17 protein-coding genes are annotated in these 20,985 nt (G+C 74.7%); 12 read left to right on the top strand and 5 right to left on the bottom strand.

Going from position 1 to position 20,985, the window contains the following annotated elements:
• Positions 1-62: 62 nt before the first annotated feature.
• Positions 63-773, bottom strand: a complete 711-nt coding sequence (locus DEJ46_RS30465) for a DsbA family oxidoreductase (RefSeq protein WP_150271507.1) — start codon at positions 771-773, stop codon at positions 63-65.
• A gap of 77 nt (positions 774-850) precedes the next feature.
• Positions 851-1,840: a GlxA family transcriptional regulator gene (locus DEJ46_RS30460; RefSeq protein ID WP_150271505.1), complete on the bottom strand. Its 990-nt coding sequence runs from the start codon at positions 1,838-1,840 to the stop codon at positions 851-853.
• A gap of 71 nt (positions 1,841-1,911) precedes the next feature.
• On the opposite strand from DEJ46_RS30460, the gene DEJ46_RS30455 reads away from it, so the two are divergent.
• Positions 1,912-3,291, top strand: a complete 1,380-nt coding sequence (locus DEJ46_RS30455; RefSeq protein WP_150271503.1) for an MFS transporter — start codon at positions 1,912-1,914, stop codon at positions 3,289-3,291.
• A gap of 51 nt (positions 3,292-3,342) precedes the next feature.
• On the opposite strand, the gene DEJ46_RS30450 is transcribed toward DEJ46_RS30455, so the two are convergent.
• A complete protein-coding gene (locus DEJ46_RS30450) occupies positions 3,343-4,260 on the bottom strand; it encodes an AraC family transcriptional regulator (protein ID WP_150271501.1) in 918 nt (305 codons plus the stop codon).
• 100 nt (positions 4,261-4,360) lie between these two features.
• Here DEJ46_RS30450 and DEJ46_RS30445 point away from each other — a divergent pair, with 100 nt between their 5' ends.
• The gene (locus DEJ46_RS30445) at positions 4,361-5,377 is read left to right on the top strand and encodes a zinc-dependent alcohol dehydrogenase family protein (RefSeq protein ID WP_150271499.1); all 1,017 of its coding nucleotides are present in this window, start codon (positions 4,361-4,363) and stop codon (positions 5,375-5,377) included.
• Positions 5,378-5,380: 3 nt separating this feature from the next.
• On the opposite strand, the gene DEJ46_RS30440 is transcribed toward DEJ46_RS30445, so the two are convergent.
• The gene (locus DEJ46_RS30440) at positions 5,381-6,898 is read right to left on the bottom strand and encodes an aldehyde dehydrogenase (NADP(+)) (protein WP_190622970.1); all 1,518 of its coding nucleotides are present in this window, start codon (positions 6,896-6,898) and stop codon (positions 5,381-5,383) included.
• Between the two features lie 143 nt (positions 6,899-7,041).
• Here DEJ46_RS30440 and DEJ46_RS30435 point away from each other — a divergent pair, with 143 nt between their 5' ends.
• The gene (locus DEJ46_RS30435) at positions 7,042-7,812 is read left to right on the top strand and encodes an IclR family transcriptional regulator (protein ID WP_055644221.1); all 771 of its coding nucleotides are present in this window, start codon (positions 7,042-7,044) and stop codon (positions 7,810-7,812) included.
• A 13-nt stretch (positions 7,813-7,825) separates the two neighbouring features.
• Here the strand turns inward: DEJ46_RS30435 and DEJ46_RS30430 are convergent, their stop codons facing one another.
• On the bottom strand, positions 7,826-8,323 hold the full coding sequence (locus DEJ46_RS30430; protein WP_150271497.1) for a cupin domain-containing protein: 498 nt from the start codon (positions 8,321-8,323) through the stop codon (positions 7,826-7,828).
• Between the two features lie 164 nt (positions 8,324-8,487).
• Between DEJ46_RS30430 and DEJ46_RS30425 the strand changes: the two genes are divergently transcribed.
• From DEJ46_RS30425 to DEJ46_RS30385, 9 genes are all read left to right on the top strand, one after another.
• Positions 8,488-9,453: a hypothetical protein gene (locus DEJ46_RS30425; RefSeq protein WP_150271495.1), complete on the top strand. Its 966-nt coding sequence runs from the start codon at positions 8,488-8,490 to the stop codon at positions 9,451-9,453.
• Positions 9,450-10,691, top strand: a complete 1,242-nt coding sequence (locus tag DEJ46_RS30420; RefSeq protein ID WP_190622968.1) for a sensor histidine kinase — start codon at positions 9,450-9,452, stop codon at positions 10,689-10,691. The genes DEJ46_RS30425 and DEJ46_RS30420 overlap by 4 nt, the downstream gene beginning before the upstream one ends.
• A gap of 17 nt (positions 10,692-10,708) precedes the next feature.
• A complete protein-coding gene (locus DEJ46_RS30415; protein WP_150274895.1) occupies positions 10,709-11,353 on the top strand; it encodes a response regulator transcription factor in 645 nt (214 codons plus the stop codon).
• A 135-nt stretch (positions 11,354-11,488) separates the two neighbouring features.
• Complete coding sequence (locus tag DEJ46_RS30410) at positions 11,489-12,937, top strand: peptidoglycan D,D-transpeptidase FtsI family protein (RefSeq protein ID WP_150271493.1); 1,449 nt, start codon at positions 11,489-11,491, stop codon at positions 12,935-12,937.
• A 217-nt stretch (positions 12,938-13,154) separates the two neighbouring features.
• Positions 13,155-13,544 carry a hypothetical protein gene (locus DEJ46_RS30405; RefSeq protein WP_150274893.1) on the top strand — a complete coding sequence of 130 codons (390 nt, stop codon included), beginning with the start codon at positions 13,155-13,157 and terminating at the stop codon, positions 13,542-13,544.
• Positions 13,545-13,601: 57 nt separating this feature from the next.
• Entirely contained in the window at positions 13,602-14,834 is a 1,233-nt protein-coding gene (locus tag DEJ46_RS30400) for an MFS transporter (RefSeq protein WP_150271491.1), read from the top strand.
• Positions 14,835-14,853: 19 nt separating this feature from the next.
• Positions 14,854-16,920 carry a SpoIIE family protein phosphatase gene (locus DEJ46_RS30395; protein WP_150271489.1) on the top strand — a complete coding sequence of 689 codons (2,067 nt, stop codon included), beginning with the start codon at positions 14,854-14,856 and terminating at the stop codon, positions 16,918-16,920.
• Positions 16,917-19,676 carry a SpoIIE family protein phosphatase/ATP-binding protein gene (locus DEJ46_RS30390; protein WP_150271487.1) on the top strand — a complete coding sequence of 920 codons (2,760 nt, stop codon included), beginning with the start codon at positions 16,917-16,919 and terminating at the stop codon, positions 19,674-19,676. Before DEJ46_RS30395 ends, DEJ46_RS30390 begins: the two co-directional genes overlap by 4 nt.
• Before the next feature lie 93 nt (positions 19,677-19,769).
• A complete protein-coding gene (locus tag DEJ46_RS30385) occupies positions 19,770-20,984 on the top strand; it encodes an amidohydrolase (protein WP_150271485.1) in 1,215 nt (404 codons plus the stop codon).
• Position 20,985: the final 1 nt, after the last annotated feature.

Genomic DNA, 20,985 nt, shown 5'->3' with positions numbered 1-20,985 from the left:
GATCCGACCGTGGGGAATCCCCAAGAAGCGCTTATCTTCGCAGGTCAGACATGGTCTGACCGTCAGGCGCGCGGGACCTCGCAGCCGTCCGGGCCGCAGGCCTCGGCTTCGTCACCGCCGCCGACCGGCTGGAGGACGCGGCCCTGCCAGGCCTGCTCCAGGGCCTGCGTGAAGACCTCGGCGGGCTGGCCGCCGGAGACGCCGTAGCGGCGGTCCAGGACGAAGAACGGCACGCTGTTGGCGCCGAGTTCGGCGGCCTCGCGCTCGTCCTCCCGTACGGCGTCGGCATAGGCGGACTCGTCGGCGAGGACGGCCCGGACCTCGGCCTCGTCGAGACCGGCCTCGACGCCGAGCGTCGCCAGGGTCTCGGTGTCGAAGACGGAGCGCTCCTCCGCGAAGTTGGCGCGGTAGGCCAGGTCGAGCAGCTCGCTCTGGCGGCCGCGCGCCTTGGCCAGGTGGAGCAGCCGGTGGATGTCGAAGGTGTTGCCGTGGTCGCGGCCGTCGGTGCGGTATCCGAGGCCCTCGGCGTGCGCGTTGTCGGCGACGTGCTGCTCCATGGCGCGGGCCTCGTCGAGGGTCCGGCCGTACTTCTTCGCCAGCATCTCCAGGACCGGGCCCGTGTCGCCCTTGGCGCGGTGCGGGTCGAGCTCGAAGGAGCGGTGCACGACCTCGACGTCGTCGCGGTGGGCGAAGGCGGCGAGGCCCTTCTCGAAGCGGGCCTTTCCGACATAACACCAGGGGCAAGCGATGTCCGACCAGATTTCGACGCGCATGTGAGGGATCTCCGAGGGGGTTGCCTGTACGGGTGTTCGTCGATGGGAACGCCGCCGCCGGTCCGGTTCATTCCATTTCAGGCGCCGGTGTGAGGCGGCGCACCCGCCGCCACCCGGCTGAAGGAGGTCCGGTACGCGCTCGGGGTGAGGCCGGTGCGCCGCAGCAGGTGCTGCCGCAGCGAGTCCCCCGTGCCGAGGCCGCTCTCGCGGGCCACCCGCTCCATGCCGAGGGAGGTGGTCTCCAGGAGCTCCTTGGCCCGCTCGACGCGCTGGTGGAGCAGCCATTGGAGCGGGCTGACCCCGGTCTCCGCGTGGAAGCGGCGCGAGAGGGTGCGGACGGAGGTCCCGGCGTGCCGGGCGAGGTCGGTGAGGGTGAGCGGCTCGTCGAGGCGTCCCATGGCCCACGCGCGCGTGTCGGCGAAGGAGACCCCGCGCTCGGGCGGCAGCGGGGTCTGGGTGAACTGGGTCTGGCCGCCTGGCCGTACGGGCGCGACGAGGGCGAGCCGGGCGACGGTGTTGGCGACGGCGGCGCCGTGGTCGGTGCGGATGACGTGGAGGCAGAGGTCGATGCCCGCCGCGTATCCGGAGGAGGTGAGGAGGGGGCCGTCCTGGACGAAGAGGACGTCGTCCTGGAGGTCGACGGCGGGGTGCCGCTCGGCGAGCAGCTCCCGGTACGCCCAGTACGTCGTCGCCGCCCGGCCGTCGAGCAGTCCGGCCTCGGCGAGTGCGAACGCGCCGGTGCAGATGGAGGCGATCCGCTTGCCCGCGGCGGCGGCGCGGCGCAGCGCGTCGAGGATGCGCGGGTCGGGGTGGGTGTACGAGCCGCTGCCCGCGAGGACCACGGTGTCGGCCGCGTCCACGGCGTCGAGGCCGTGCGGGACGAGCAGGTCGAGGCCGCCGGTGGTGGCGACGGGACCGGGGTCGGGGGCGCAGATGACCGTCTCGTACCCGGGTCGGCCGTCGAGCTCGACCTTGCCGAACAGCATCTCCGGGATGGCCAGGTTGAACATCGAGACGGGCGGGGCGGCGATCACGGCGACGCGCCGGACACGGGAAGGGGCCGGCATGGCCAGAACCTCCGGGCATATGGCATTCGGGCCACTACTCTACGTCCCCACCGGTCACCAGAGTGGGGGACATGTCATCGCCCGAGCTCACCGCAGTCCCCGACGTCCGCCGCGGCACCCCCACCGGAAGCCCCTCCCCCGCCCCGGCGCTGACCGCCGCGACGCTCGGGTTCGCCCTCATCACCCTCGACACCTCGGTGGTCAACGTCGCCCTGCCCGCGATCGGCGCCGACCTCGGCACGGGCATGACCGGTCTCCAGTGGGTGGTCGACGCGTACACGCTGGTGTTCGCCGCGCTCCTGCTGTCCAGCGGGGCGCTCGCCGACCGGTTCGGGGCGGCCCGGGCGTACGGCGTCGGGGTCGTCGCCTTCACCCTCGCCTCGGCGGCCTGCGGTCTCGCCCCCGGCCTCCCCTCGCTGCTCGCGGCCCGGGCGGTGCAGGGTGCGGCGGCGGCCGTGATGCTGCCGGCCTCGCTGGCGCTGGTGCGCGAGGCGTACGGCGACCCGGGGCGGCGGGCCCGGGCGGTCTCGCTGTGGGCGGCGGGCGGGACGGTCGCGGTGGCGCTCGGCCCCGTCGCGGGCGGCGCCCTGACGACGGCCTGGAGCTGGCGCGGGATCTTCTTCGTCAACCTGCCGCTCGGGCTCCTGGCGCTCGCGCTGCTGACCCGGGTGGGGCGCTCGGAGCGGCGGCCCGCGCCGCTCGACCTGCCGGGGCAGCTGACGGCGGCGACGGCGGTCGGCGCGCTGACCTTCGCGGCCATCGAGGGCGGCACGGAGGCCTGGTGGGCGCTGGGGGTCGCGGCCGTCTCCCTGGCGGCCTTCCTGCTGATCGAGGCGCGGCGGCGCCATCCGATGGTGCCGCTGGGGCTGTTCCGGAACACGACGGTGGCGGTGGCGGTGACGGCGGGCGCCGCGAACAGCGTGGCCTTCTACGGGATGATCTTCGTCTTCGGTCTCTTCTTCCAGCAGGTGCTGGGCCTCTCGGCGCTGGGCGCGGGGCTGATGTTCCTGCCGATGACGGGGCTGCTCGCCGGGGTGAACCTCCTGTCGGCGAAGACCGCGGCCCGGTACGGGGCGAGGCTGCCGATCGTGGTGGGCCAGGCGGTCGCGGTGGCCGGCCTGCTCGGCCTGCTCGTGGTGGACGCGGACACCCCGCGGGTCGCACAGGCCCTGCTCCTCGTCCCGCTCGCCCTGGGCGCGGGCTTCTCGCTGCCGCCGCTGATCGCCTCGATGATGGAGGCGGTGCCGGCGGAACGCGCGGGCACGGCGGCGGGCCTGCTCAACGCGGTCCGCCAGACGGCGGGCGCGCTCGCCATCGCGGTCTTCGGCTCGCTGGCGGCCCGGGACACGGCCGCCATGGCGACGGCCCTCCGGACGAGCCTGCTGATCAGCGCGGGCCTGCTGACCCTGACGGCCCTGGCCTCGCTGCGCCTGCCCGGCCACCGCGCCTGAGACGCTCAGGGCCTGGCGCTCAGAGGCTCGGGCGCTGAGGTGCTCAGGGCCTCAGGAGGGGCTCTTGCGGTACTGCCCCGGCGCCACCCCGTACTCCCGCTTGAAGGCCTTGGCGAAGGCGAACTCCGAGGAGTAGCCGGAGCGTTGGGCCACCACGCGGAGAGGGAGGTCGTCCGAGCGCAGGAGGCGGCCCGCCGCCGTCATCCGCCACCAGGTGAGGTACGCGAGCGGGGGGCGGCCGACCAGGGCGGTGAAGCGGCGGGCGAAGGGCGCGCGGGAGAGGCCGGTGAGGGCGCCGAGTTCCTCGACCGTCCACGGCCTCGCGGGGTCGTCGTGAAGGGCGCGGAGGGCTGCCGCCACCGCCGGGTCGCCGAGGGCGGCGGACCAGCCGGTGGACCGGTCGGCGCGCTCGGACAGCCACCACGTGCGGAGCAGGTACAGGAGCAGGGTGTCGAGGAGGGCGGGGACGATGGCGTCGGATCCCGGCTGCGGCTCGGCGAGTTCCGCGCCGAGAAGGTCGACGGCGGCGCGCAGCCTGGGGTGGGCGCCGACCCGGGCGGGGAGGTGGACGTACGGGGGCAGTTCGGTGAGGAGCGGGTGCGCGCGGGCCCGGCTGAGCTGGTAGGCGCCGCAGAGCAGCAGGGTCTCCTCGGGGCCGGCCGGTCCCGGGCCGGACTCGCTCGGCCAGGTGCCGTCGGGGGCCGGCAGGGCGTCGACCAGCGGGGTGCCGGGCCGGTCGGCGAGGCCGTGGCCGGTGCCGTGGGCGAGGAGGACGACGTCGCCGGGGCCGAGCCTGACGGGGGCGCCGTCGTCCGGGGGCAGCAGCCAGGCGGTGCCCTGGAGGACGACGTGGAAGCCGGCGCCCTTGCTCGGGGGGAAGCGGAAGCCCCAGGGCGCGCAGCGGACCGTGCGGGAGGAGTGCGGCCGGCCGGTGCGCATGGCGGCGATGGCATCGCTCAGTACGTCCATCCCGGCACCGTACTCTCCGTCGCGGTGGCGAGACGACGGGACATCGTCGGGAGCCGGAGGGATATGGATCGTCTCGACGGCCCGGCCTACGGTCGAAGGCATGACGACGAACACGGCAACAGGCAGGACGACCAGGGCCGTTCTCTTCCACGAGCTCGGCGGCCCCGAGGTGCTCACGGTGGAGGAGGTGCCCCTGCCGGATCCCGGGCCCGGCGAGGTGCTCGTACGGGTCGAGGCGCTCGGGATCAACCGCGCCGAGGCGCTGTTCCGCGCGGGCACCTACTACTACCCGGCGGCGCTGCCCGGTTCGCGGCTCGGATACGAGGCGGCGGGGGTGGTGGAGGCCGTCGGCGCGGGGGTCACCGCGTACGCCCCGGGCGATCCGGTGATGGCGGCGGCCAACTTCGACTTCGGGACGCACGGCGTATACGCGGAGCGGGTGGTGCTGCCGGAGGAGTACCTGGTGGCCCGGCCCGAGGGAGCGGACGCGGTGACGGCGGCGGCCGTCTGGCTGACGCACTCCACCGCGTACGGCGGGATGGTGGCGACCGGCGGGCTGCGCGCCGGCGACCACGTGGTGATCACGGGTGCGTCGAGCGGGGTGGGGACGGCCGCGATCCGGACGGCGCTGCGTGTCGGCGCGGTGCCGATCGCCACCACGCGCGACGAGGCCAAGCGGAAGCGGCTCCTGGAGCTCGGGGCCGCGCACGTGATCACCACGGACACGGAGGACCCGGTCGCGGAGGTGCGCCGGATCACCGGCGGGGCGGGCGCGGACCTGGCCTTCGACGCGATCGGCGGGCCCGGCCTCGCCCGGCTCGGGGACGCACTGCGGCCCGGGGGCACCACGGTCCTGTACGGCTGGCTGGACCCTCGGCCGGTCGAGCTGTCCATGAACTGGCCGCAGACCGTGCACACCTACAACAACGGAGTGTCCGTGGGGACGGCGGAGGGGCGCCGCCGCACGGCCGGGTTCATCGGCCCGGGGCTGCTCGACGGCTCCCTGGCGCCGGTGATCGCCGAGACCTTCGAGGGCCTGGAGCGGATCGCCGACGCCCACCGGCTGATGGAGTCGAACACGCACGTCGGGAAGATCGTGGTGCGGGTGGAGCACTGAGCGTCAGCGCCTCGGCACTCCCAGCGGGTTGCCGTCGCGGAGCTCCGGCGGGAGGAGGTGGTCGGGGGTCGACTGGTAGGTGACCGGCCGCAGCCAGCGCTCGATCGCGGTCGCGCCGACCGAGGTGCTGGTGGAGGTGGTGGCCGGATAGGGGCCGCCGTGGTGCTGGGCGGCGGCCACGGCGACGCCGGTGGGCCAGCCGTTGACGAGGACGCGGCCCGCGAGCGGGGTGAGTTCGGCGAGGAGCGGCGCCGCGGCCACGTCCTCCTCGGCGATGTGCAGGGTGGCGGTGAGGTTGCCCGGCAGCAGGCCGAGGACGGCGGTGACCTCGTCCCCGGTGGAGTAGCGGGCGACGACGGTGACCGGTCCGAAGCACTCCTCCAGGAGGAGGCCGTGGCCGCTCCCGGCGTCGGTCCCGGCATCACCCCCGGTGAGCCGGTCGGCGTCGACGGCGAGGACACCGGCGCTGACCGTGTGCTCGCCGCCCGCGCCCGGGGTGACGGGGGTCCGCACCCCGTCGAGGGCGCCACGCTCGGCGACCCCGGCCACGAAGGCGTCCCGCATGCGGTGGTCGAGCATCACGGCCGGTTCGGTCTCGCTGACCCCCGCGGTGAGCGCGGCGAGGAAGCGGTCGCCCGCCTCGCCCTGGGGCGCCAGGACGAATCCGGGCTTGGTGCAGAACTGGCCCGCGCCCAGGGTCATGGAGGCGGCCAGACCGGCCCCGAGCTCCTCGGCGCGCTCCTCGGCGGCGGCCGGGGTGATCACGACCGGGTTGAGGGAGCCGAGTTCACCGTGGAAGGGGATGGGGACGGGCCGGGCGGCGGCGGCGTCGAAGAGCGCCCGTCCGCCGCGTACCGAACCGGTGAAGCCCGCCGCCGCGACGAGGGGGTGGCGGACGAGCTCCACGCCCGCGTCGAAGCCGTGGACGAGGACGACGACGTCCTCCGGGAGGCCTTCCTTGGCGGCGGCCCGGCGCAGCAGCGAGGCGCAGAGTTCGGAGGTGGCCGGGTGGTCGGGGTGGGCCTTGACCACGACGGGGCAGCCGGCCGCGAGGGCGCTCGCGGTGTCGCCGCCGGGGACGGAGAAGGCCAGCGGGAAGTTGCTGGCGGCGTAGACGGCGACGACGCCGAGCGGGATCTTCCAGCGGCGCATGTCGGAGCGGGGCGGGGTGGCGTCCGGGTCGGGGAGGTCGATCCGGACGTCGAGGAAGGAGCCCTCCGTGACGACCTCGGCGAAGCTCCGCAACTGGGCGGTGGTCCGGGCGAGTTCGCCGCCGAGGCGGACGGGTCCGAGGGCCGTCTCGGCGTCGGCGGCCTCGATGACGTGCTCGCGCGCCGCGTCGAGGAGGTCGGCCGCGGTACGGAGGAAGGCGGCCCGCACCGTGCGGTCGGCGAGCGCGGCCCGGGCGCCGTGCGCGGCGCTGACCGCGCGGTCGACCTCCTCCGCTGTGGCCTCCACCGCAACCTGCTCGCGCGGCTTCCCCGTCCGGGGGTCCACACTCCACACTGGTTCTGCCGCCACCGCCACGCCCCTGTTCGCTATTCTGAACAGCGTTCTCGTAGATGAACGCGTCTGCGAGGGACTCTATTGACGGCCCGACCGTCTCCACAAGGGGCCGGGGCGGCCACCGGGACGACCGGACAACGGAAAAAGGGGCGAGGGTCATGGCGACTGCCGACGCGGGTGGGGCACAGGTGAAGTCCGCGGTGCGGACCGTGGAGCTGCTGGAGTACTTCGCCGGGCGCCCCGGGATGCACTCGCTCGCCGCCGTCCAGGAGGCCGTCGGCTACCCCAAGTCCAGCCTGTACATGCTGCTGCGCACCCTGGTCGAGCTGGGCTGGGTGGAGACGGACGCCACCGGCACGCGGTACGGCATCGGGGTGCGGGCGCTGCTCGTCGGCACCTCGTACATCGACGGCGACGAGGTCGTGGCCGCCGCCCGGCCGACGCTGGACCGGCTCTCCGACGACACCACGGAGACCATCCACCTCGCGCGGCTCGACGGCACCAACGTGGTCTATCTGGCGACCCGTCAGTCCCAGCACTACCTACGGCCGTTCACCCGGGTCGGGCGCAGGCTGCCCGCGCACTCGACCTCGCTCGGCAAGGCGCTGCTCGCCACCCACACCGACGAGCAGGTGCGCAAGCTGCTCCCGGAGACGCTGCCGGCGCTGACCGAGCACACGATCACCGACCGCGAGGAGCTCATCGAGGAGCTGCGCGTCATCCGCGAGCAGGGCTTCTCGGTGGACCGCGAGGAGAACACGCTGGGGCTGCGCTGCTTCGGCATCGCCATCCCCTACCGGACCCCGGCGCGGGACGCGATCAGCTGCTCGGTGCCGGTGGCGCGGCTCACCCCGGCCCATGAGCAGATGATCAAGGACGCGCTCTTCGACGCGCGGGACCGGCTGACGCTGGCGACCCGCCGCCTCTGAGCCCCCGGGGGATTCAGCCGCGCTCGGCGAGGGCCTGCCGCCAGACCGGGCTGTCCACGTAGTGGTTGTCGTACTGCTCCGAGGACGCCTTGATCTCCTCGAAGCTCGCCTCGCCGCGCATGACCCGGCCGAGCAGGCGCAGGTAGTCGAATCGGGCCATGCCGGGCGTGAAGGCGAAGAGGACGTCGGCCTCGGCGCCCGGCGCCGCCGCGAAGGCGTGCGGGGTGTGCGGCGGGACCAGGAGGAAGTCGCCCTCCTCCAGGACGGTCAGCTCCTCGCCGACGAGGACCTGGAGCGAGCCGCCGAGGACGAAGAACATCTCCGAGGCCTTGGTGTGGAAGTGCGCCGGGGCGCCGACCGCACCCTTCGCGAAGGAGGAGCGGTAGCTGGTGAGCTGCCCGCCGGTCGTGTCGGAGTCGGCGAGGAGCGTCATCACGCTGCTCGGGTCTGCGGTGGTCTCCGCGGTGGCGGCACGGGTCAGGAGCGGGGCGAAGGTCGCGATCTCGTTCATGATCACAACTTTAGTGGGCCATTGACCGCCGCGAAGGGGTCAATTGATCATCAGAATCATGGGTCAATTCCGCTCCGGGCAGGAGAGCCTCTCCCCCGCGCGGCGGAGACGGTTCGCCACTGGGCAGGACGTGGCGCCGGTGCCCCTCGCGGGAGCGTGGAGCCATGACACCGACCGGGTACCGACCCTCCCTGCTCCGCCGCGTGCTGCGCATCGTCGCGATCGCCGCCTGCCTGCCGTACATCTCGCTCAAGGTCGTCTGGGTGGCGGGCGGCGAGCTCGGCATCCCGGCCGGGAGCGAGCTCCTGGAGCACCCGACCCTGCTCGCGGTCGCCAACTCGGTCTCGGTCCTCGCCGACGCCGTCGTCGTCGTCCTCGCCCTGCTGCTCACCCAGGAGTGGGGCCTGCGGGTACGGGCCTGGCTGCTCGCCTTCCCCATGTGGGCGGCGACCGGACTCCTCGCCCCGATCATGGCCGGGTACCCGGCGCAGCTCGCGGTCGCGCTGTTCACCGGCGACGAGCAGGCGGCCGCGCCCAAGGAGCCCTTCCTTGACGGCTGGGTCTTCGCCGTCGTCTACGGCGGCTTCATCCTCCAGGGCCTCGCCCTCGGCACCCTCTTCGTCCTGTACGCACGGGACCGCTGGGGCCACGTCTGGCGCGGGCGGCTCGGCGAGCTGTCCGCCCGCACCTCCGGGCCCGGCGTCCGGGCCGTCGCCCTCGCCGGCGCGGTGGTCGCGCTCCTCCCCGCGACGGTCCAGCTGATCTGGCTCTCCGGCTCGGCCACGGGCCTCTCCGCCCGGCGGGCCGCCGAACGCGACGCGGACTTCTACGTCCTGAGCGCCGTGCACCTCGCCTTCCTCGTCGCCGCCGTCGTCTTCACCTTCCTCCTCGTCCTGCGCCGGCCCGCGCGGCTGGGCGTGCGCCCCGTCCTCGCCCTCGCCTGGGTGTCCACCGGCGCGATGGGCTGCTGGGGCGCGTACATGTCGCTCGTCGCGCTCCAGCCCGAGAGCGATGTCGCCAAGCAGCTCCCGGCCCTCGCACAGCTGTCCTACGCTGGCCAGATGATCACCGGGTTCCTGCTGGCCGCCTCCGTGGCCGTCTTCCTGCGGCGGCGGAGCGCCGAGGCGTGAGGCGGTGCGCGGTCGCCCTGTTCGGGCAGCGGGCCAGGCTGCGCTGGCTCCATCTGATCCTGGGCGGCGCGCTGTTCATGCCGTACTGGCTGGTCGGCACCGTCTTCCTGGCGGCCTTGCTCGACTCCCCGGGGATGTTCGGGGGCAGCCTCGCCGTGCAGTTCGGGGCGTACGCGGTCGGGCTGCCGCTCGCCGCGGTCACCGCGCTGTTCCCACTGGCCCGGCCCATGTCGGTGGCGGTGGCGCGGGCGCTGTGCGGGGTTCCGGCCGACCGGTTCGCGGACGGTCCGGCCCGCGGCCGCGAGGCGAAGGCCCGGACGGCCGGCTGGTTCACGCTGCACGTGGGCGCCGGCGCGCTGATCAGCGGGGCGTCGCTGGCCGTGCCGCCGTTCGCGGCGTCGCTGGCGGCGCTGCCGTTCTCGGCGGCCCTGCGGGAGTCGGAGCTCGGCCGGTTCTGGGGGCTCGACCGGCCCTGGCTGCTCTGGGCGGCCCTCCCCGGCGGACTGCTCATGCTGCTCGCGCTCGCCGCCACCGCCGCCGCGACCGGGGCGCTGCTCGCCCGGCTGGCGCCCCGGCTGCTCGGGCCGAGCCCCGCGGACCGGCTCGCGGTGGCCGAGCGGCGCGTGGCGGAGGCGGAGTCGCGCAACCGGCTCGCCCGCGAGCTGCACGACTCGGTCGGCCACGCCCTCAGCGCGGTCACCCTCCAGGCGGGCGCGGCCCGCCGGGTCCTCGACACGGGCGACGCGGCCGACCTCGAGTTCGTCCGGGAGGCGCTGACCGCGATCGAGGAGACCACCCGGCGCACGGTCGGGGAGCTGGACTGGGTCCTCGGCCTGCTGCGGCGCGGCGCGGAGGTGGAGGAGGGGGTGGGCCCGGGGCTCGACGCCCTGGAGGCCCTCGTGCGCGGCGCCGGACCGCGGGTGGCGCTGACGGTGGATGGGGCCCTCGGCCCCGTACCGGAGGCGCTGTCCCGGGAGGCGTACCGGATCGTCCAGGAAGGGCTGACGAACGCGGCCCGGCACGCGGGCGGCACGCCCGTCAGCGTACGGCTCGACGCCCGTACCGAGGAGTTGGAGATCACCATGGAGAATCCCCTGCCCGAGCGGCCCCCGGTCGCCCGGCCGCACGGCGGACGCGGCCTGCGCGGGGTCGGCGAGCGGGCCCGGCTGCTCGGCGGCACCGCCGAGGCGGGGCCGGTGGACGGCGTGTGGCGCCTCGCGGTGAGGATCCCCCGGTGAGCGCGGCGAGCGCGGCGATTCGGGTGGTCGTCGCCGACGACGAGCGGATGGTGCGCACGGCCCTGCGGGTCATCCTGGACGCGGAGCCCGACCTGGAGGTCGTCGGCGAGGCGGCGACCGGCGCCGAGGCGGTGTCGGTGGTGCGGGCGGCGCGGCCGGACGTCGTACTGATGGACGTGCGGATGCCGGAGATCGACGGGATCCGGGCCACCGAGCAGATCCTCGCGGGGATGGCGGAACGGCCCCGGATCGTGGTCGTGACGACCTTCGAGAACGACTCCTACGTGTACGACGCGCTGCGCGTCGGCGCGGCCGGCTTCCTGCTGAAGCGGGCGGCGGCGGAGGAGCTGGTGAGCGCGGTCCGGCTGGTCGCCCGGAGTGACTCGCTGCTCTACCCGGCGGCGGTACGCGGCCTGGCGGCCGAGCACGCCCGCCGCGCGCCGGCGGCGGCGCCCTGGGTGGCACGGCTCACCGAGCGGGAGGCGGAGGTGCTGCGGCACGTGGCGACGGGCCTGACGAACGCCGAGATCGCCGAGCGGATCGGCGTGGGCCCGGCGACGGTCAAGTCGCACGTGGCGGCGCTCCTGGCGAAGCTGGGCGCCCGGGACCGCACGCAGGCGGTGATCCTGGCGTACGAGTCGGGATTCGTTCGGGCGGGGTGAGGCGGCGGTACGGCCCGGCGGCCGGGGTGAGGCGTGGTGCGGCCCGGCGGGCGGGACGAACCAGGATGAAGGTTCGCTGAGAAACCGAACACATCCGGAACGTCGGCCGCCGGCTCGTTCGTCCCCCTTGGTGCGATGAACAAGACGATCAGGCACACGTCGGTCTTCGTCCTCGTCCTGGTGCTCGCCCTCCTGGGCCGGGCCACCTGGGTGCAGGCGTACGAAGGCAAGGCGCTGGCGGACGACTCGAAGAACCGGCGGAAGACCATCGCGCAGTACGCGCAGCCGCTGGGCAACATCGTCGTGGCCGGTTCGCCGGTCACCGGCTCGAAGAAGACGGAGGGAGGCGATCTCGCGTACAAGCGCACCTACACGGACGGCGAGCTGTACGCGGCGGTCACGGGCTACAGCTCGCAGGCGTACGGCGCCACGCAGCTGGAGGGCATCTACGACGACGTCCTCGACGGCACCGACGACCGGCTGAAGAACCCGGTGGACGCGGTGACCCGCTCGCAGCAGAAGCCCGGCACGGTCGTCACCACGATCGACCCGGACGTGCAGAAGGCCGCCTACAAGGCCCTCGGGAACAAGAAGGGCGCGGCCGTCGCGGTCGACCCGGCCACCGGCCGGATCCTGGCCATGGTGTCCACCCCGTCGTACGACCCGTCGAAGATCGCCGGGACGGCGGACGGCGCCGCCTGGAAGGAGCTGATGGCCGACGAGGACAAGCCGATGGTCAACCGCGCCCTGCGCCAGCCCCTCCCGCCCGGCTCCACCTTCAAGCTGGTCGTCGCGGCGGCGGCCCTGGAGGACGGCCTGTACGGCTCGGTCGACGCGGCGACGCAGAGCCCCGACCCGTACACCCTGCCGAACACCCGGACCGTGCTGAAGAACGAGAACGCCTCCGCCCCCTGCGAGAACGCCACGATCCGTACCGCACTCCGGTACTCCTGCAACAACGTGTTCGCCAAGATGGCCGCGGACCTGGGGCAGGACAAGGTGAAGGCGATGGCGGAGAAGTTCGGCTTCAACGACGCCGAGCTCGACGTCCCGGTCCGCGCCTACGCGAGCGTCTACCCCTCGGGCATGGACTCCGCCCAGACGGCGCTCACCGGCATCGGGCAGTTCGACGTGACCGCCACCCCGCTCCAGATGGCCATGGTGTCGGCCGCGATCGCCAACGACGGCCTCCTGGCCGCCCCGCACATGGTCTCGGAGGTCGTCGACTCCGACGGCGACGCCCTCACCTCCTACGACGACGGGGACACCACGCGGGTCGTCTCCTCCTCGACGGCGGAGCAGCTGCGGAGCGCGATGCGGACGGTGGTGGACAAGGGCACCGGCACCAACGCGGCGATCTCCGGGGCCGAGGTCGGCGGCAAGACGGGCACGGCCCAGCACGGCGAGAACAACAGCAAGACGCCGTACGCCTGGTTCACCTCCTACGCGAAGGACCCCTCGACCGGGAAGCAGGTCGCCGTCGCGGTGATGATCGAGGACTCGGGCGCGGCCCGCTCCGAGGTCAGCGGCAACGGCCTGGCGGCCCCGGTGGCGCAGAAGATGATGGCCGCGGCGCTGAAGTGACACGAGGGGGGGTGTCCTGCCGATCAGGCCGCGAGCCCGGCCCGATCGGCAGGACACCCCCTGAGAGGGCCCGATTGGCTCAGGGCCCCCGCCACGCGATATGCAGGGGCACGCTCGTTTCCGAGCGCGCATTCGAATCACCGACGTGGTTCGTCGACCCTGCTTCCCCTCGCGGAGGACCGCCGTGCGCCTGCCCCGTTCCCTGTCCGGCTGGACCATGGCGGTCTTCGGCGTGCTCGCCGCCGCGCTCGGCGTCGTGGGCCTGGTCGCCCCGGACGCCCTGCTCACGGTCATGGGCTTCGAGCCGGTGCCCGAGGGCGGGCGGACGGACGGCGATCACACCCTGGTGTTCCTCACGGCCTCCTCGATGGCCGCGCTCAACATGGGCGTCTATTACGTCCTGGCCGCGCTCGCCGACTGGAAGCCCTTCTTCCGCTGGACGGTCCCCTTCCGGCTCCTCACCTGCGCGGTCTTCACCCTCGCCGTCGTCACCGGCCGCGCCCCGGCCGGCTTCCTCGGCGTGGGCCTGTGGGAGGGGCTCGGGGCCGTGGTGACGGGGGCCGCGCTGCGGTACGAGAAGCGGGGCGGCGCCGCCGAGCGCGGATGAGCCGAATAGGGCGGGTGACCGATCCGGAAGGGCCTCCTCAGAGGCCAGGCTGCGGCCATGCGTTGGTATCTGACAGGCACCGTCGTGTCCGGATTCGGTACGACGGCCCTATGGCTGGTCTCGGGGATCTGGGTCAAGTCCCTGACGGGTTCGGACAGCCTTGCGGCGCTCGCCGCCTTCGCCCTGTGGGCGCCCGTCCTCCTCGGGCCGCTGCTCGGCACGCTCGCCGACCGGGTGCGGCGGCGGCCGCTGCTCGTCGTCCTGAACACGGCGATGGCGCTCCTGCTGCCCGTGCTCCTGTGGGTGGAGTCGGCGGACCGGGTGTGGCTGCTGTTCGCGGTGCTCGTGCTGTACGGGGCCCAGGGCGCCGTCCACGAGGCCGCCGAGCAGGCCCTCGTCGCGACGACGCTCGACGAGGAACGGCTCGGCACCTTCAACGGGCTCCGGATGACCGCGAACGAGTCGGTGAAGCTGATCGCGCCGCTCGTGGCGGCGGGGCTCTTCGCCCGGTACGGAGGCGGCCCGGTCGCCCTCCTCGACGCGGCGAGCTTCGCGCTCGCGGCGGTCCTGTTCGCGCTGATGCCGGTCCGGGAGGAGCGTCCCGCGCGGTCCGCGAGGCGGCACTGGTGGCGGGAGACGGCCGAGGGCGTCCGGCTCCTTCGGGCCTCGCCGGTGCTGCGGCCGCTGGTGGCGACGGGCGGGTTCACGATGCTGCTCGCCGGGGTGAACGGGGCCGCGATCTACGCCGTGGTGGACAGCGGGCTCGGGCGCTCCCCCGCGTACGCCGGTGTGCTGTACACGGTCCAGGGCGCCGGCTCGGTCCTCGCGGGCCTGCTCGCGGGGCCGCTGCTGCGCCGGGTCCCGGAGCGGGTGCTCGCCGCCGCCGGTCTCGGGCTGTTCGCGGTGGCGGTGGGCGTGCGGGCGCTGCCGTACGGGGCGTCGGCGCTCGCGGCGAGCGCGGTGATCGGCCTGGGGATGCCGTGGGTCCTCGTCGCCGTCATGACGGCGGTCCAGCGGGAGGCCCCGGCGGAGGCCGTGGGCCGGCTGGCGGCGACCGCGAACACCCTGGTCTTCGCCCCGAACGCACTGGCCATCGCCTTCGGCGCCGGTCTGGTCGCGGTGGTCGACGTCCGGATCCTCCTGCCGCTCCTCGCGCTCGCGGGAACGGCCTGGGCCGCCGGCCTCGCGGCGGGGGGCCGGCGCCGCGAGGGCGGCTTCAGGCGCTTACGGGCCGACGGGCTCGCGGTGCGGGGTGGGCAGGGGGCGGGGAGCATGGAGGGAGGCGCGTAGGGCGGCGGGAGGAGGCAGTGTGACGGCCGGTTCCTTCCCGGAGACGGCGGGGCGGGCGGGTGTGCCGTTCGACGCCAAGGGGCTCCTCGACATCCTCGGGGTCGCGGCCATCGTCATCGACGCCCGCGGCCGGATCGTGCTGTGGAGCCCGCAGGCGGAGGCCCTCTTCGGCTACCGCGCGGACGAGGCCCTCGGCCGGTACATCGCCCGGCTGATCGTCGGCGCCGAGCACCGCGAGGAGGCGCTGCGCCTCTTCGGCGAGGTGTTGCGCGGCGGCGCGACCTGGGCGGGCACCTTCCCCGTACGGCACAAGGACGGCAGCAGCCGCGAGGTGGAGTTCCGGAACATGCGGCTCACCGACGACCTCGGGGGGCTGTACGCCCTGGGCATCGCCGCCGACCGCGCCGTCGTCGAGCGCGTCGAGACCCGCCTCGCCCTCTCCGACCGGCTCGTCTCCCAGTCGCCGATCGGTCTCGCCGTCCTCGACACCGACCTGCGGTACGTCCTCGTGAACCCCGCTCTGGAGCGGATCAACGGCGTCCCGGCCGAGCTGCACATCGGGCGCCGGATCGCCGACATGCTGCCGCGGATCGACGCGGCGGCGCTGGAGGGGGCGCTGCGCGAGGTCCTCGCCACGGGCCGGCCGCTGCTCGACCACCCGACGGCGGGGCGGACCCCGGCCGACCCCGAGCACGAGCACACCTGGTCGGTGTCCTTCTACCGCCTGGACGGGCCCGAGGGCCAGGTCCTGGGGGTCGCGACCTCGGTGATCGACGTGACCGCGCGGCAGGACGCCGACGCGGAGGCGGACCGGTCCCGTCGGCGGCTCGCGCTCGTCGCGGACGCCTCGGCGCGGGTCGGCACCACCCTGGAGGTGGACCGGACGGCCGACGAGCTCGCCGGGGTCGTGGTGCCGGAGCTCGCGGACATCGCGGCCGTCGACGTCCTGGACTCCGTCCTGGCGCTGCGCAGGCCCGGGGCGCCCGAGGCGGGCCCCGAGCTGTTCCGCGCGCTCGCGGTGAAGGCCTCGGGGCCGACGGAGGCGCTGCCGGCCGCGGACCCGCCCGGGGCGGTGGCGATGTACGGGGCGGACCGGCTGGTCACCCGCTGTGTGCACACGGGGCTGCCGGTCCTCGTCGAGCACGTCGGGCCCGGTGACCTGCCCCGGATCGCCCGGAACCCGGAGGCCGCGGATCAGCTCCGGCGGGCGGGGGTGCACTCGTACCTGGCGGTGCCGCTGATCGCGCGTGGGGAGGTGCTCGGCGCGCTCGACCTCAAGCGTGACCGCAATCCGCTGCCCTTCGACAGCGACGACGTGCTGCTCGCGACGGAGCTCGCCGCCCGCGCCGCGGTCAGCATCGACAACGCCCGCTGGTACCAGAGCGTGCGGAACTCGGCGGTGACGCTGCAGCGCAGTCTGCTGCCCGGCAAGCCGCCGGAGCGCGCGGGTCTTGAGGTCGCCACCCGGTACCAGCCGGCGCAGGCGTCGAGCGAGGTCGGCGGAGACTGGTACGACGTGATCGCTCTGCCCGGCGACAAGACGGCGCTGGTCGTCGGGGACGTGATGGGCAGCGGGATCGACGCGGCGGCGACCATGGGGCGGCTTCGCGCGGCCACCAGTGCGTTCACGGACCTCGGGCTGTCGCCGGCGCAGGTGCTGCGGCATCTGGACCGGATCACGGCGGGCCTTGAGCACTACATCGCGACCTGCCTCTTCGCGGTGCACGATCCGCGCCTGGGCCGGGTCCGGATCGCGAACGCGGGCCATCTGCCGCCCGTGCGGATCCCGGCGGCCGGCCCGGCCGAGCTGGTGCGGGTCTCGACCGGGGTACCGCTGGGGGTGGGCGGCGGCACCTTCCGGACGGTCCGCATCCCCTTCCGTCCCGGGGACGTGCTCGTGCTCTACACGGACGGTCTCGTCGAGACCCGTGACGCGGCGATCGACGACCGGCTCGCGGTGCTCGTGGGGCTGCTCGACGAGGCGCGCGGGCCTCTGGAGGAGACCTGCGACATGCTGCTCCAGGCGCTGCGGCGGCCGGGCGCACCGGACGACGTGGCGCTGCTCGTCGCGCGGAGCACGGCATGAACGCGCGGAAGGACCGGAAGCCGCGGGACGGCAGGACGGGGCTGCGGAGCGTCGCGGGCCAGGTCTTCGCCCTGGAGGCGCTGATCGCCCTCCTGGTCATCGCGGCGGCGGTCTTCGTCATCTTCCACCAGGCGCAGCGGGACACCGAGCGGGACGCCCGGATCCGGTCGCTCTCGGTCGCGGAGGCCTTCGCGAAGGCGCCGGGCGTCGACGAGGCGCTGACCTCGCCTGATCCGACGGCGGAGCTCCAGGCCCGGGCGGAGGCCACCCGCCTGGCGACGGGCGTCGACTTCATCGCCGTCCTGAGCCCGGCCGGGGTGCGGTACACGGACTCGGAGCCGGAGCTCATCGGCCGCGTCGCCACCGGGGACCTCACACGCGCCACGGTCGACGGCGAGTCCTTCACCGAGCTCTTCCGGGGCGCGCCGAACGACGCGGTACGGGCCGTGGTCCCGGTGGTGGACGAGCAGGGCAAGATCGTCGGGATGGTCAGCAGTGGCATCGAGGTGGAGAGCATCACGGACGCGCTGCAGGGGCGGCTGCCGCTGCTCGTCGGCGCGGCGGCCGGCGCGCTGGCGCTCGCCGTGGGCGGGGCGGGTCTGGTGAGCCGGCGGCTGCGGCGGCAGACGCACGGCCTCGGGCCCGCCGAGATGACCCGGATGAAGGAGCACCACGAGGCGGTCCTGCACGCCGTGCGCGAAGGAGTCCTGATCGTGGGCCCCGACCACCGGCTGCTCCTCGCCAACGACGAGGCGCGGCGGCTGCTCGCGCTGTCCGCGGACGCGGAGAAGCGGCACGTCTCGGAGCTCGGCCTCGATCCCCGTACGGTCGAACTCCTCACGTCGGGCCGGGCCGCCACCGACGAGGTGCACCGGGCGGGCGACCGGCTGCTCGCGGTGAGCGTGCGCCCCACGCTCACCGCCGGCGCCGAGTCCGGGAGCGTCATGACGATGCGGGACACCACCGAGCTGGCCGTCGTGACCGGCCGGGCGGCGGTGGCCCGCGGCCGGCTCCAGCTGCTGTACGAGGCGGGGGTGCGGATCGGGACGACACTGGAGGTCGTACGGACCGCGGAGGAGCTGGCGGAGGTGGCGGTGCCGCGGTTCGCGGACTTCGCGACGGTGGAGCTCCTCGAACCGGTGCTGCGCGGGGAGGAGCCCCCGGAGGACGCGGCCACGATGACGGAGATGCGGCGGACGGCGCTGAGCGGGCTGCGGCCTGACCAGCCGCTCCAGCCGGTCGGGGAGACCATCCACTTCGAGGTGACCGGCGCCCCGATGGCGGTCGCGCTGGCCGCGGGGCACGCGGTGGCGCAGCCGGAACTGGCGGCGGCGGAGGCCTGGCGGGCGCAGGACCCGGAGGGCGCGGCGCAGGCCCTCGCGTACGGGATGCACTCGCTGCTCACGGTGCCGCTGCTGGCCCGCGGGGTCGTCCTCGGGATGGCGAACTTCTGGCGGGCGGACACCCCGGAGCCGTTCGGGGAGGAGGACCTGTCGTTCGCGGAGGAGCTGGCGGCGCGGGCGGCGGTGGCGATCGACAACGCGCGCCGGTTCACGCGGGAGCACGCGATGGCGGTGACGCTCCAGCGGAGCCTGCTGCCGAGGGTGCTGCCGGAGCAGAGCGCGGTGGACGTGGCCTACCGCTACCTCCCGGCGAAGGCGGGGGTGGGCGGCGACTGGTTCGACGTGATCCCGCTGCCGGGGGCGCGGGTGGCCCTGGTGGTGGGCGACGTGGTGGGGCACGGGCTGCACGCGGCGGCCACGATGGGGCGGCTGCGGACGGCCGTGCACAACTTCTCGACGCTCGACGTGCCCCCGGACGAGCTTCTCGGTCACCTCGACGAGCTGACGGCCAGGATCGACCACCGCGAGTGGGAGGGCCCGGATGCCGAGGGGCGGCGGCGGGACGAGGGCATCACGGGCGCGACCTGCCTGTACGCGATCTACGACCCGGCTTCCGGGCGGTGCACGATGGCGAGCGCGGGGCATCCGGGACCGGCGCTCGTCGGCTCGGACGGGCGGGTCGAGTTCCCGGAGCTGTCGCCGGGGCTGCCGCTGGGGCTCGGCCTGGGGGACGTGCCGTTCGAGGCGACGGAGCTGCGGCTGCCGGAGGGGAGCAAGCTGGTGCTCTTCACGGACGGGCTCCTGGAGGACCGGGGGCGGGACCTGGACACGGGGCTAGGGCTGCTGCGGTCCACGCTCGCGCGCCCGGACCGGAGCCCGGAGCAGACCTGTGCGGACGTCCTGGCGACGCTGCTCACGCCCTCGCCGCGCGACGACATCGCGCTGCTCGTGGCGCGGACCCGGCTGCTCGACCGGGAGCGGATCGCGGAATGGGAGGTGGTGCGGGACCCGTCGGCGGTCTCGCCCGTACGGAACGCGGCGGCGGCGAAGCTGTCGGAGTGGGGGCTCGACGGGCTCGCGTTCACGGCGGAGCTGGTCCTCAGCGAGCTGATCACGAACGCGGTGCGGTACGGCGCCGATCCGGTCCGGGTGCGGCTGCTCCACGACCGCACGCTGATCTGCGAGGTCTCGGACGGCAGCAGCACGTCCCCACACCTGCGGCACGCGACGACGACCGACGAGGGCGGACGCGGGCTGTACCTGGTGGCGCAGTACGCGGAGCGCTGGGGCACGCGGTACGGCCGGCGCGGCAAGACGATCTGGGCCGAGCTGCGGGTGGACGACACGGACGAGGGTCCGATCGCGGCGACGGTGGTGCCGGACCTGGACGCGCTGGAGGACCTGGCCTGGTGAGGGGCGGGCCCGGCGCCCCCACCGGGAGGTTCGTGGTATACCAGGCAGTGGTATACCAGATGCCCCGGTACAGCAGCCCGCGAGGAGACCCCCGTGACCACCCCGCCCCAGCCGACCGGCACCGCGACCGTGTTCCACGACGTACGGCTGCCCTCCGGCGGCCCGGCCCGCGAGCTGATCGCCGTGGCCGGCCTGCTCGTGGACGAGGTCCCGCCGGGCGCTGTCGTCGAGCGGGTCGACGGGGGCGGCCGGCTGGCCCTGCCGACCCTGGTCGACGCCCACATCCACCCCGACAAGACGTCCTGGGGCGAGCCCTGGCACAGCAGGCGGCCGGCGCACGGCATCGCCGAGTACGTCGCCGGGGACGTGGAGCTCGCCCGCGCGCTCCCGACCCCGGTGGCCGAGCGGGCGCTGCGGCTGATGTCGCACGCGGCGGCCCAGGGCACCCGGGCGATGCGCGCCCACGCGGACGTGGCCCCGGCCTACGGCCTCTCCGGGATCGAGGGGGTCGCCGAGGCGGCCCGGAAGCTGGCCGGGACCGTCGACGTGGAGCTGGTCGCCTTCCCGCAGCACGGCGTGGTCCGCACCCCGGGGGTCGCCGAGCTCCTGGCGGAGGCCGCCGCGAGCGGTCTCGTCACGCACATCGGCGGCATCGACCCGGCGGGTTTCGACACGGCCGGCGGCCATGAGGGCGACCAGCTCGGCACGGTCTTCGCGCTCGCCGAGAAGCACGGCCTCGGGCTCGACATCCACCTCCACGACCGGGGCGAGCAGGGCCTCGCCCCGCTGCGGGACATCGCCGCCCGCACCCGGGCCCTCGGCCTCCACGGCCGGGTGAGCGTCGCGCACGCCTTCGCGGTCGCGGGCCTCGCCGCTCAGGAGCTGGACGGCACGGCGGACCTGCTCGCGGAGGCCGGGATCTCCCTCACCACGGTCGCCCTGTCGGAGACGACGATCCTGCCCTTCCGCCGCCTGGCGGAGCGCGGGGTACGGGTCGGGCTCGGCTCGGACGGGGTGCGGGACAGCTGGAGCCCGTTCGGCGACGCGGACATGCTGCACCGCGCCTGGCTCGCCGGCTGGGTCACGGACGCGCGGCTCGACGAGGACCTGGAGGCCTGCTTCCGCCTCGCGGCCGACGGCGGCGCCGAGCTGCTCGGTCTCCCGAAGGCCGACCTGGGCACGGGCTCCCCCGCCGACTTCATGCTCGTCGACGGCGAGTGCCTCCCCCAGGTGGTGGTCGACCGCCCCCGCCGCGACCTGGTGGTCCGTGCGGGCCGGGTCGTGGCGAGGGACGGCCGCCTGGTCTGAC

Source organism: Streptomyces venezuelae, from assembly GCF_008642375.1.
In the GTDB taxonomy this organism is placed as follows: domain Bacteria; phylum Actinomycetota; class Actinomycetes; order Streptomycetales; family Streptomycetaceae; genus Streptomyces; species Streptomyces venezuelae_G.
Note: the sequence above shows the minus strand (reverse complement) of the source record. Positions and strands in the feature narration are given on the sequence as shown.